This window comes from Halomonas denitrificans (assembly GCF_003056305.1).
Classification (GTDB): domain Bacteria; phylum Pseudomonadota; class Gammaproteobacteria; order Pseudomonadales; family Halomonadaceae; genus Halomonas; species Halomonas denitrificans.
Genome location: NZ_PYVX01000002.1, coordinates 550,353 through 562,103, shown reverse-complemented (window position 1 = coordinate 562,103; position 11,751 = coordinate 550,353). Strand labels below are relative to the sequence as shown.

At 69.2% G+C, this 11,751-nt stretch carries 11 protein-coding genes; 2 read left to right on the top strand and 9 right to left on the bottom strand.

What is annotated here, in order from left to right; all coding sequences use genetic code 11:
* Window positions 1–39 precede the first annotated feature (39 nt).
* On the top strand, window positions 40–258 hold the full coding sequence (locus C9F13_RS08720) for a hypothetical protein (RefSeq protein ID WP_108445838.1): 219 nt from the start codon (window positions 40–42) through the stop codon (window positions 256–258).
* 84 nt (window positions 259–342) lie between these two features.
* Here the strand turns inward: C9F13_RS08720 and C9F13_RS08715 are convergent, their stop codons facing one another.
* The 8 genes from C9F13_RS08715 to C9F13_RS08680 form a co-directional block, all read right to left on the bottom strand.
* Window positions 343–1,374, bottom strand: a complete 1,032-nt coding sequence (locus C9F13_RS08715; protein WP_108445837.1) for a hypothetical protein — start codon at window positions 1,372–1,374, stop codon at window positions 343–345.
* 93 nt (window positions 1,375–1,467) lie between these two features.
* Window positions 1,468–2,628 carry a porin gene (locus C9F13_RS08710; RefSeq protein WP_108445836.1) on the bottom strand — a complete coding sequence of 387 codons (1,161 nt, stop codon included), beginning with the start codon at window positions 2,626–2,628 and terminating at the stop codon, window positions 1,468–1,470.
* A 400-nt stretch (window positions 2,629–3,028) separates the two neighbouring features.
* Window positions 3,029–4,162, bottom strand: a complete 1,134-nt coding sequence (locus tag C9F13_RS08705) for a ProQ/FINO family protein (protein ID WP_245888738.1) — start codon at window positions 4,160–4,162, stop codon at window positions 3,029–3,031.
* Between the two features lie 128 nt (window positions 4,163–4,290).
* Window positions 4,291–4,809 carry a dihydrofolate reductase gene (locus C9F13_RS08700; protein WP_108445999.1) on the bottom strand — a complete coding sequence of 173 codons (519 nt, stop codon included), beginning with the start codon at window positions 4,807–4,809 and terminating at the stop codon, window positions 4,291–4,293.
* 14 nt (window positions 4,810–4,823) lie between these two features.
* Entirely contained in the window at window positions 4,824–5,597 is a 774-nt protein-coding gene (locus tag C9F13_RS08695; RefSeq protein WP_245888749.1) for a thymidylate synthase, read from the bottom strand.
* Window positions 5,598–5,730: 133 nt separating this feature from the next.
* On the bottom strand, window positions 5,731–6,519 hold the full coding sequence (lgt, locus tag C9F13_RS08690; protein ID WP_108445835.1) for a prolipoprotein diacylglyceryl transferase: 789 nt from the start codon (window positions 6,517–6,519) through the stop codon (window positions 5,731–5,733).
* Window positions 6,520–6,544: 25 nt separating this feature from the next.
* Window positions 6,545–7,339, bottom strand: coding sequence for a sulfite exporter TauE/SafE family protein (locus C9F13_RS08685; protein WP_108445834.1), 795 nt, complete (start codon window positions 7,337–7,339; stop codon window positions 6,545–6,547).
* A complete protein-coding gene (locus C9F13_RS08680; protein ID WP_157955185.1) occupies window positions 7,336–8,442 on the bottom strand; it encodes a response regulator in 1,107 nt (368 codons plus the stop codon). Before C9F13_RS08680 ends, C9F13_RS08685 begins: the two co-directional genes overlap by 4 nt.
* A 124-nt stretch (window positions 8,443–8,566) precedes the next feature.
* Between C9F13_RS08680 and C9F13_RS08675 the strand changes: the two genes are divergently transcribed.
* Window positions 8,567–9,343 carry an NRDE family protein gene (locus C9F13_RS08675; protein ID WP_108445832.1) on the top strand — a complete coding sequence of 259 codons (777 nt, stop codon included), beginning with the start codon at window positions 8,567–8,569 and terminating at the stop codon, window positions 9,341–9,343.
* A gap of 81 nt (window positions 9,344–9,424) precedes the next feature.
* On the opposite strand, the gene ptsP is transcribed toward C9F13_RS08675, so the two are convergent.
* Window positions 9,425–11,686 (bottom strand): phosphoenolpyruvate--protein phosphotransferase, encoded by a 2,262-nt coding sequence (ptsP, locus tag C9F13_RS08670; RefSeq protein ID WP_108445831.1) that lies wholly within the window; start codon window positions 11,684–11,686, stop codon window positions 9,425–9,427.
* Between the last annotated feature and the right edge of the window lie 65 nt (window positions 11,687–11,751).

The following is an 11,751-nucleotide window of genomic DNA, read 5'->3' as shown; positions in this document are numbered from 1 at the left end:
GACGGGTCCTGTTCGACTCCGTCACACCTGAGGTGCCCCATGAACATCAAGACGCTGACTGCCGGCCTCCTGACCCTGCTGCTGATGGGCGGTGCCGCACACGCCATGGACTCCGCGGCCATCGAGGAGCACATGGCCAAGATCAACGAGCAATACGTACAGACGTCCAAGGAAGAGGGCGAGGTCGAGGCACTCGGGCAGAAGGTCGAGGCGCTGGAGGAGATGATCCAGATGATCCTCGACGATCAGGATTCATGACGACCATCGAGCCTCGCGCCCAATGCAAAGGCCCCGGCGTCTGTACGCCGGGGCCTTTGTGTCTCACGAGATCATCGCGTCGGCTCAGGGACGATCCAGCTTCTGCACCTTGAGCTCGTAGTTGTTGACGCCGGACATCGCCGAGCCGAACTTCTGGCCCTGCACGCGGATGCGATAGCGGCCCGGTGACAGCTCCGTTTCCATGTCCACGTCGCCATCGAAGCCCTCGCCCGCGCCCTCGGCCACCACCCGGCCGTTGGCATCCAGCACCTCGAGCTCGAGGCGGTAGGTATCCTCGTAGCCGGTCGGATAGGTCGAGGTGGTGATGGCCACGGCGCCGCGCTCGGCCATGTCGAAGGTCAGCACCTCGCCGCGGGCGCGAATCTTCACGTCGGTGACGATGGTTTCCACGCCGTTCGAGGCCTGGGCCTCAGGCTGGGCCTGAGCGCTCTCGGCGGAGGACGCCGGGGCCTCGGCCTGCGGGAGGGCACCGGCGGAAGCCCCGGCCGTCACATCGGCACTCGCCTCGGGCGTCGGGGCGGCGATGGTGGCCACGTCGTCCCGGCTGCGCACGAAGACGCTGCGGTTGCCCTCGCGGGCGCTGCCGCTGAACACCAGCCCCTGGCCGTCGCTGACGCCCTCTTCGAGGCGGCGCCCGTTCTCGTCCAGGCCGGCGACGGTGATGTAGAAGCTGTTGCCACTCCGGCTGCGAGTGCCGAACTTGCGTCCCTCGACGCGCAGCACGTAGTCGCCCGGGGTGAGGCGCTGGCGCAGGGCCAGGCCGCCGTTCTGCCCCAGTGCCTCGCCCCGGGCGATCACCCGCCCCTGGTCATCCAGCAGCACCGCGGCCACCCGGTAGTCTTCGGACTCCCCCCCCGGTACCGAGCTCTCGAACAGGTACTCCCCCGCCTGCTTGACGGTGAAGTCGTGCTCGTGGGGGCTGCCGTAGAGGAAGCTGCGGCTGCGCGCGTCGTTCTCGGCCTGGAAGAAGCCGGTCAGGTCGAGCTGCTTGCCCTGCTCCCGGAAGCGCTCCGCCATCTCGCTGGAAAGCGCCGGGGCGCTGGCGAGCCCCAGCCCCAGGGCCAGCAGGCTTGCGGTGATGATCGGCTGTTTCATGAACCCTCGCGTGTATCCTGAATGAAAAAAGCCGACCCCGGAGGATCGGCTTTCGGTGTTCCACCCTACGGGCAGGAGGATCCTGCGAGGGGATTAGAACAGGTAGACGGCACCCACGGCCACGCCGTCGCCAGCATCTTCGTCACGGTCGTACCAGGCGGCCTCGACGAAGGTGTACATGGCGTCGGAGACGTTGTAGGTCGCCCCGATCATGACCTCGTTGTAGCTCTCACCTTCCTCGTTCGGCCAGTCGCCACTGGTGAAGGCGTCATCAGCGGTGTCGGTCAGGTCGCCGCCGCCCACGTCGACGTACTGGTAGGCGCCGTAGATGTCGCCCATGCCGTAGCCGTAGCGAGCGCCCACGCCGTAGTAGTTGACGTCTTCGACCAGGTCGCTGTCGGACTGGAAGCGCTCGATCTTGGCTGCAACGCGCAGGGTATCGACGGTGTACTGGGCAGTGATGCCATACTGGTCGCCGGCGTCGAAGTCTTCGCTAGCACCAAACTCACGCTCATCATCGGCGTTGAGCGTATAAGAACGAACTTCGCCATCGTTGTTGGCCAGGTTGTCGTAGACCGCGGCGATGGAGAAGGCGCCAGCGGTGTACTTCAGGCCACCGAAGAAGGAGGCGCTGCTGTCACCGTCGTTGTCAGCCTGGTAAGTGTCACCGGCAAACTCACCAGCAGCAGCGGAGAAGTCAGCGCTGTTACCAGCTTCTGCGTCGCCTTCGTACTGAGTACCCACGGCGAACTGGAGGCCGCTGAAGGAGGGCGACATGTACTGCAGCTTGTTGCCTTCACGAGAATCAGCAATGCCAACGATGTTCTGGTTGGAGTCGGAGACGTCGAAGTACTCGTTATTGGTGATCGGATCCTGGATCCAGTCGTCGATCAGCGGATCCCAGGAACCGAGGCGCGCGTCACCGAAGTTGCCCTTCAGGCCGAAGTAGGCCTGGTCACCGGTGTCCAGCCCGCCGGCACCCTTGATCTCGTCGGCGTCGCCTTCAAACTCGTACTTGAAGTAGCCGGTCAGACCGTCGTAGATCACGTGCTCGCCGGCCACACCCAGGGTGGAACCGTTGTCGGCGAACTCGTCGGTGCTCTCACCTTCGTCGTTATTGGTGTTCGCGTAGGCGAACTGCAGGTTGCCGTACAGATCGAGCTTGGTGCCGTCCTGGTTGTAGACGGTCGCAGCCTGGGCGCCGGAAGCGGCCAGAGCACCGGCGATAGCAGTCGCTAACAGTGTCTTTTTCATTGCGATAGTTCCTTATTGACTAGCTTGCTGTTTCGATCGTGGCTGCCCGGTCTTGGTGAGCGGGTCAGCGGGCTTGGCCGGTCTTGGTGCCGGTTCTCGTGACTGCAACTCCCTCCCGGGAGGACAGATCGCGAGCCAGACCGCGGCGAAGCCTTAGTTATAGTCCAATGCTCGCAAGAGGAACTCTATACCGGGTTTTGGGGGAACGCAACAAGAAAAAAACACTGTTTTCATTCGTCGCGAACACCGTTCGTCCGTGCATCCTCCTGCCTGGCGAATCGGGCGCCGTCCCGGCGAGCCCAATGCTCGAACCGGCGTGACGGCCGCCGAATCGAGCGCCTGGCGCGATGAGCGAATCCATCATGCCCTGCGAATATGACGAAGACAAGTCGGGGGGAGATCAACGCTGATTGTGCTTGGCCAGCAGCGCGGAGAGCTTCTCGTCCAGGGTGGCGGCGGGGGCGCCTTCCGGAGCGCTGGCGGCCGGCCGCTCAGCCGAGGGCTGGGCGGTGCGGGAGTCGCCGGTGCCTTTGCTGCCGGCCGGTGCGGCTTGCTCTCGAGCGCTGCCCTGACGGGCCTTCCCGTCGGCCTCACCGTCACGATTGGCGGCGCTTCGCGCCCGGGTGCGAGCGGGCCGCCCTCGCTGACGGCGGTCGGCCTGCAGCCGCTCGAGCTTCTTGTGGGCATGCTCGGCGGCGGCGGCATCCACCTGTCCCGCCGGCTCGCCGGCAAGATCGAGGCGCCAGGCGCCCTCGCGCACCGACTTGAGGTAGCGCGGCAGGTTGACGTAGCAGGCCAACGCCCGGCGCACGAGCTTCTCCGGCCAGGGCTCTCGCGCGGTCAGCTCCTCGTGGATGCCGACCTTGAGCGGCCGGGTATGGCCCTTGAAGAAGGTGGAGGAGTAGCGCCGATACCACTGATCCAGCAGCGCCTGGGGAGACGGCGCCTCGTCACCGCCAGGTGGCTGCGTCTCGGCCGGCACCTGGGCCTCGTCGGCGGAGCACGCGGCGGCCGTCTCGGCGTGCTCGCTGGCAGCGGGCTCGTCGGGCGCGTCGTCGTGGGCGGGCGACGGCGCAGCGGCCTCGTCGCCCGGCTGGCGACGCGAGCGATCGCCGATCAGCGCGGAGAGCCCCTGGGCCCGTCGCGCCTGACGATGGAAGAGCATGCTCCCGGCCTCGGCCTCGGTGGGAGCCTGTGCCAGCAGGCGCCGGTTGTGGGCCTCGAGTTCGCGGTTCTGCTCGTCGAGCTCGCGGTTCTCCTCGGCGAGTTCCTGGCGGGTGGCTTCCAGGTCCCTGATGCGCGCCTCGAGCTCGCTGCAGCGCTCGGCCAGGGCCTGGCGGGCGGCCTGCTCCTCGCGGACCTCGGCGGCCCGTTCGGCCTGGCTCGCCTCCAGCTCGACTCGACGACGTTCCAGCTCGGCGAGCCGTGACTGCAGGGCATCCTGCTGCACGCGCGACTCCCTCAGCAGCGCGAGCAGTGCCGAAGCGCGCTGCTCCAGCCGTTCCAGCAGGCGGGTTGAGCCTTCCTCGATCACGTCCTGTCCCTCCAGTGCGCCTTGCCCTGACTCCTCCAGCCGTCGCCGGCGTTAACCGGCGATGCCCCTTGCAGCCCAGTCTGTGCCAGCCATGGCGTGGTGACAAATGTCGCCGACGCGCGACACCCTCAGCGCCGCCGGTACTGCACGAAGTGATAGTCCGGCTGGCCCTCGGCGGGCGTGCCGGCCACGCGCTGCACCTCCTCCCACGCGTTCGGGTCGATCTGCGGGAAGCGGGCATCGCCCTCGACCTCGAGGTCCACCTCAGTGAGGTAGAGCCGGCTGGCGAAGGGCAGCGCCTGGGCGTAGATCTCGGCACCGCCCATCACCATGATCTCCTCGACGCCGTCGATGGTGGCCTGCTGGTCGGCCAGCGTCAGGGCGGCGGCGAGGTCGTGACAGACCCGCACCCCCTCGGCCTGAAACCCGGGATCGCGGGTCACCACGATATTGAGGCGGCCCGGCAGCGGTCGGCCGATGGACTGGTAGGTCTTGCGCCCCATCACCAGCGGCTTGGCCTGGGTCATCCGCTTGAAGAACTTGAGGTCCTCAGGCAGGTACCAGGGCAGCTGGTTGTCCACGCCGATCACGCGATGGCGGTCCATGGCGGCGATCATCGCGATGGGAATCAGGGTCTCGTCGGTCATGGCGCGGGCCTCGCTCATACGGCCACCTGGGCCTTGATATGCGGATGGGGATCGTAATCCTCGATGGCGATGTGCTCGAAGCGAAACGCGAAGAGGTCATCCACCGAGGGGTCGAGCACCAGGCGCGGCGCCGCACGCGGCGTGCGCGAGAGCTGCTCCTCGGCCTGCTCGAGATGGTTCAGGTAGAGGTGCGCATCGCCGAGGGTATGCACGAAGTCGCCCGGCGCGAGCCCCGCGACCTGGGCGATCATCTGGGTCAGCAGCGCGTAGCTGGCGATATTGAACGGCACGCCGAGGAAGATGTCGGCGCTGCGCTGGTAAAGCTGGCAGGAGAGCCGCCCGTCGGCCACGTAGAACTGGAACAGGCAGTGGCATGGCGGCAGCGCCATCTCGTCGACCAGCGCCGGATTCCAGGCCGAGACGATCAGCCGACGCGAGCGGGGATTGACGCGAATCTGTTCGAGCAGGGTCGCGATCTGGTCGACGTGCCCCCCGCGCGGATCCGGCCAGCTGCGCCACTGGTAGCCGTAGACCGGACCCAGCTCGCCATTCTCGTCGGCCCACTCGTCCCAGATGCGCACCCCGTTCTCCTTCAGGTAGGCGATGTTGGTGTCGCCGGCCAGGAACCACAGCAGCTCGTGGATGATCGAGCGCAGGTGCAGCTTCTTGGTGGTCACCAGCGGAAAGCCCCGCGAGAGATCGAAGCGCATCTGGTGGCCGAACACCGAGCGGGTGCCGACGCCGGTGCGATCGTCACGCTCCGTGCCGTGATCGAGCACCAGGCGCATCAGGTCGAGGTAGGGCTGTTCGAGGGCGGGAGGAGCGATGGCGGTCACGGGCAAGGTCGGCGGCTGGGAAATGGACGACATATTCTACATGCCCGGACCGGGGGCGCCCATCCCGGGCCGCCCCCTACCCCGCTCAGGGCTTCGCATCCACCGGCTGGCGGCGCGACCAGGCGATCAGCGCGAGGCCGGCGGCGATCATCGGCAGGGTCAGCAGCATGCCCATGGTCACCCAGCCCAGGGCGATGAAGCCGAGATGGGGGTCGGGCAGGCGCACGAACTCCACCAGGAAGCGGAACAGGCCGTAGAGCAGCAGGAACAGGCCGGAGACCAGCCCGCGGCGGCGCGGCACCGCCGAGACCCACCACAGCACCGCGAACAGCACCGCCCCCTCGAGCAGCGCCTCGTAGAGCGACGACGGGTGGCGCGGCGCGGACCCCATGCCGGGGAAGGGCATGCCCCAGGGCAGCTCGGTGAGCCGCCCGGGAAGCTCCCGGTTGATGAAGTTGCCGATGCGCCCGGCGCCCAGGCCGATGGGCACCAGAGGCGCCACGAAATCGGTCAGGGTGAAGAAGGCCAGGCGCTTCTTGCGGGCGAACCAGAGCGCGGCGAGGAGCACGCCGATCAGGCCGCCGTGAAAGCTCATGCCGCCATCCCAGACACGGAAGATCCACAGCGGGTCCTCGAGCCACTGCGACATGCCGTAGAAGAGCGCATAGCCCAGGCGCCCGCCCGCCACCACGCCGATGGCGGCGTAGAACAGCAGGTCGCCGACATCGTCCCGGGTCAGGCCGATGCGCTCGGCCCGGCGCCGTCCGAGGAACCAGGCGGCCACGAAGCCGACCACGTACATCAGGCCGTACCAGTGGACCTGGAAGGGTCCGAGGGCAATGGCCACGGGATCGATATCGGGATAGTTCAGCATGCTAAGCCCTTGGGTAACAGGAGGATCAGAGGAGGAACTTGAGGCCCACCGCCGTCAGCAGGGCGGCGAAGGAGAGGCGCAGCGTCCGGGGCGAGAGGCGATGGGCCAGCCAGACGCCGAGGCGTGCAAAGGGCACGCTGGCCAGCACGATGCCCAGGAAGGCGGGCAGCATCACGAAGCCGATGGCCCCGGCAGGCAGCAGCGGGTTGCCCCACCCCACCGCCACGAAGGTGGCCGCGCCGAACAGCGCGATGGGCAGGCCGCAGGCCGAGGAGGTGCCCACGGCCTGGGTCATGGTGGCCCCGCAGCGCGACAGCCAGGGCACGCTGAGGGTACCGCCGCCGATGCCGAAGAGTGCCGAGATGCCGCCGATCACCGCACCCGCCACACCCATCACGGCACGCCCAGGGGCCACGCTGCCGAGCCGCGGGCCGCGCCCCAGCGCCATCTTCAGAGCGACCAGGATCACGAAAAGGCCGAACAGGGTCCCCAGCCGCCCGCCGGAGAGGCTGCCGGCGACGAAGACCCCGGCGATGGCGCCGAGCATCAGCCCCGGCAGCAAGGCCAGGAACCAGTCGCGGCGGATGCTGCCGCGACGGAAGTGTCCCCAGGCCGAGGAGGCACCGGTCACCACGATGGTGGCGAGCGAAGTGCCCACTGCCAGGTGCATGGCCACCTCGGCGGCCACGCCCTGCAGCTCGAAGGCCACGATCAGGGCTGGCACGATGATCAGGCCGCCGCCCACGCCGTAGAGGCCGGCCAGGGTGCCGGCCGCGGCGCCCAGCGCCAGGTAGGCCAGGAAAGTCGCGATGAGGCTCATGAGGGGTTGGGCTCCGGGAGGACCAGCCACTGGCGCACCATGTCGACCAGCGCCTGGGGGCGGTAGGGCTTGGCCAGGAAGTCGTCCATGCCGGCGTCGAGGAAGCGGCGACGGTCCTCGTCGCTCGCGTTGGCGGTCAGCGCCACCAGCACGCTGCGCCGACGGGAGGCCATCCCGGCCTCGCGCTCGCGCCAGCGCCGGCTGGCCTCCACGCCATCCATGCCGGGCATGAAGATATCCATCAGCACCAGGTCGAAGGCAGCCTCCTCGAACCGCGCCAGGGCCTGCTCGCCGCTGGTGGCCGTGGCGACCTCGAGCCCCTGCCGCTCCAGCACCTGGCGGGCGAGGGTGAGGTTCACCGGGCCGTCATCGACGATCAGCACCCGCCCGCTGGCCTCGGCCCCGGGAGCCGCGGGCAACGCGGGTGTGTCGGAGGGCGCATCGAGATTCTCGAGCAGCAGCATGGCGTCGGCGAGCCGCTCGCGCAGCGCCAGCAGCGCGCGCCGGTCGTGCTCGCCGCCACTCGGTCGCAGGGTCTCGCTCTCCAGCACCTCGGTGAGCGAGGTCATCAGGGGGCCGAGCGACTGGCGCAGGTGCCCCAGATAGCCGGACTTCAGGCGCGACTCCTCCCGGGCGCGGACGCGCCCGGCCTCCAGGCGCTCGACCCGCTCCTTGAAGGCCTCGAGGTCGTCGACCAGGCGGCGCTCGGCGGCATGGCTCTCGCCGAGATCGTTGCGCCAGCCCTCCACCAGATCCTCACAGGCGCTCGCCAGGGCCCTGAGGCGCTGCGAGAGCGGCAGGTCCTGGCGCTGCGGCCGGTGATGGCGCGCCAGGTAGCCCTCGACCCCGGCCAGGGCCTCGTCCACCTCGCGCTGGATCCCGCGCATGCGCTGGCGCAGCAGTGTCAGGAAGACCGCCACGTTGAGGCAGCTGCCCAGCAGCAGCGCCACCGGCAGCCAGAAGGCGGTGTTCCAGGAGGCGTGGGCCGGCATCATCCACCAGAGCAGCAGGCCGACCAGCAGACAGAGCACCACCAGGGCCAGCTGGGTCAGCAGCAGCGGCCAGAAGATCGGCCACACCAGGCGCGACCATAAGCGATCCAAGCGGATATCGTCCTGCATTCTCATCCCTGTGCACGCACGATGAGCGAAAGAGTGTACGCGGCCGGGCCCGGGCTGTCATGACGGCGCCTTTACCCCCGCGCCGGCGGCCGGCTAAGCTGGCCCGATGTGCCTGATCGCCTTCGACCACCGTCCCGGCAGCACCTGCCCGCTGCGCCTGATCGCCAACCGTGACGAGTTCCATGCCCGTCCGACGGCGCCCCTGGGCGCCTGGGAGGCGGCCCCCGCGATCGTCGGCGGCCGCGATCTGGAGGCCGGCGGCAGCTGGCTGGCCGTTCACCGCCGCGGGCGCTTCGCCGCCGTGACCAACGTGCGCGACCCGCGCCTCACGGTGCCGCCGGGTTCGCCGAGCCGCGGCGAACTGGTGCGCGAGGCCCTGGAGCGCGACGACCTGACGGCCTGGCTCGAGCGGCTGGCGGACGGGGCGGCCCGCGCCTATGCCGGCTTCAACCTGCTGGTGGGCGACGGAGAGACGCTCTGGCACCTGCACAGCGGGCTCGACGCCCTTCGCCTCCGGCGCGTGCCGCCCGGCCTGCACGGCCTCTCCAACGCCAGCCTGGATACGCCCTGGCCCAAGCTGATCGCGGCCCGCCAGGGACTCGGCCGCGGCCTTCGCTACGGCCGCTTCCCCGAGGACGCCCTGCCCGTGCTCGGCGATGCCCGGCCCGCCGATGACGACACCCTGCCGGAGACCGGCGTGGGCCTCGAGCGCGAGCGCCAGCTGTCGTCGTGCTTCATCGTCGGCCGCGACTACGGCACCCGCGCCACCAGCTGGCTGAGCTGGCACGCCGACGGGCTCATCGAGATCGGTGAACGGCGCTTCGGGCCACTGGGCATCCGGCTGGGGGAGAGCATCGAGCGGCTGACGCTGCACCCGCAGTAGCCCCTTCGCTTCCCGGCTCGGCCCGGCCGGGCGCCGCCATGCGCGCTCCCCCGGGGGCCGAAGCGAGGGGCTCGATCCCGCTCAGTCCTTGGGCGGCAGCAGGTGCGCCAGCTGCCACTCGCCCAGGCGGGTCTCCAGGTGCTGGCGCACGGCGTGGGGTGAATCGAGCCGCAGGGTCTCCTCGACCAGCTCCCGGGCGCTCGCGAGGCTCACCCGACGAATCGCCGCCCTCACCCGCGGCAGGCTCGGCGCGTTCATCGACAGCGTCGTGAACCCCATGCCCATCAGCAGCAGCGCCCCGGCGGGGTCGCCGGCCATCTCGCCGCACACCGAGGTCGGCATGGCCAGGCGCCGCGAATCCTCACCCAGCCGCGCCATGGCCGCCAGCACGGCGGGGTGGTTGGCGTCGTAGAGTTCGGCGACCCGCGGGTTGTTGCGGTCCACGGCCAGCAGGTACTGGGTCAGGTCGTTGCTGCCCACCGAGAAGAAGTCGGCGCGGGCGGCCAGGGCATCGAGCTGGTAGAGGGTCGCCGGCACCTCCAGCATCACCCCCACCTTGGGCCGCTTGACCGCCACGCCCTCCTCGCCGAGCTCGAGGATGGCGCGATCGAGCAGGCGCAGCGCATCGTCGACCTCGTCGACGTTGGTGACCATGGGCAGCAGCACCTGCAGGTTGTCGAGCCCCTGGGAGGCGCGCAGCATGGCCCGCAGCTGCACCATCAGCACCTCGGGGTGGTCGAGGGTGACGCGGATGCCGCGCCAGCCGAGGAAGGGGTTGGCCTCCTCGATGGGGAAGTAGGGCAGGTCCTTGTCGCCGCCGATGTCGAGAGTGCGCATCACCACCGGCAGCGGCGCGAAGCTCTCGAGCTGGTCGCGATAGAGGCGCGTCTGCTCCTGCTCGCCGGGAAAGCGCTCGGTGATCATGAAGGGCACTTCGGTGCGGTAGAGCCCTACCCCGCCGATCCGCGACTTGAGCGACGCCACGGCATCCACCGCCAGGCCGGTATTGACCATCAGCGGCATGTCGTGGCCATCTGGGGTGCGGCTGGGCAGGTCCTGCTCTTGCTCCAGCACCGCCATCAGCGCCCGCTCCTCGTCGATCAGGCTCTGATAGTGGCTCTCGAGCTCCGGCGAGGGGCGCACGAAGAGGCGCCCGCGATGGCCATCCAGCACCACCCGGTTGCCGCCGAGGCGCGGCAGCGGCAGGTCGACCATGCCGAGCACCGTGGGAATGCCCATGGCACGGGCGACGATGGCCACGTGGGAGGTGCTGGAGCCACGCACCGAGACAAGCCCGGCGAGCTTGTCGCGGGGCACCTCACCGAGCATCGCCACACTGATCTCGTCGCCCACCAGGATGGTGCTGTCGGGGTAGACTTCCGGGGTCTGGGGCGTCTCCTCCTGCAGGTGGGCCAGCACGCGCCGCCCCAGGTCCCGGACGTCCGCCGCCCGCTCGCGGAGATAGTTGTCGTCGACCCGTTCCAGGTACTGCACATGGCGGCGCACCACGTCGGCCAGCGCTCCGGGCGCCCACTGCCCCTCGCGGATGCGCTTCTCGACCTCCTGGGAGAGGGCCGCCTCACTGAGCATCTGCTGGTAGACGTCGAACAGCGCGAGCTCCTGGGCGGAGATGCGGCTCGCCAGGCGCTCGCCGGCGGCGCGAATCTCGTCGCGCACCCGCCCGATGGCCTCCTTGAGCCGGGCGATCTCGTACTCGACATCGGTGGGGATCAGGTCCGGTACGCTGTTGAGGTCGGCCGGCGCGGCGATGACCACCGCCTCGCCGATGGCCATGCCGGGCGAGGCCGCCACACCGGTGAAGCGGGCCTGCCCGCCGGGAATGCTCGGCCGATTGAGCCCACCGGTCGCCAGGGCGTGGGCCAGCACGCCGGCCAGCTGGGCGGCCATGGTGACCAGGAAGGCCTCGTCCTCCTCGTCGAAGCGACGCTTCTCGGACTGCTGCACCACCAGGACGCCGAGCATGCGGCGCTGGTGGATGATCGGCACGCCAAGAAAGCTCGAGTAGCGCTCCTCGCCGGTGGCCTCGAAGTAGCGGAACTGCGGATGGGCCTGGGCATCTTCCAGGTTGAGCGGCTCCTCGCGCTTGGCCACCAGGCCCACCAGGCCCTCCCCCACCTCGAGGCTCACCCGACCCACCGCCTGGGCGCGCAGGCCGATGGTCTCCATCAGCACCAGACGATCGATGGCGTGGTCGAAGAGGTAGAAGGAGCAGACGTCGGTGCGCATCGCCTTGCGGATGCGTCGCACCATGGTGGCCAGGGCCGCGTCCAAGTTGCGAGCCCCGTTGACTTCCTGAATGATGCGTCGCAATACCTCGAGCATTGGCGTCTTTTTTTCCATTGTGGTTGTCTCTCGCCTCGCTGAGGGGGTGGCCGTCAGGCCATCGG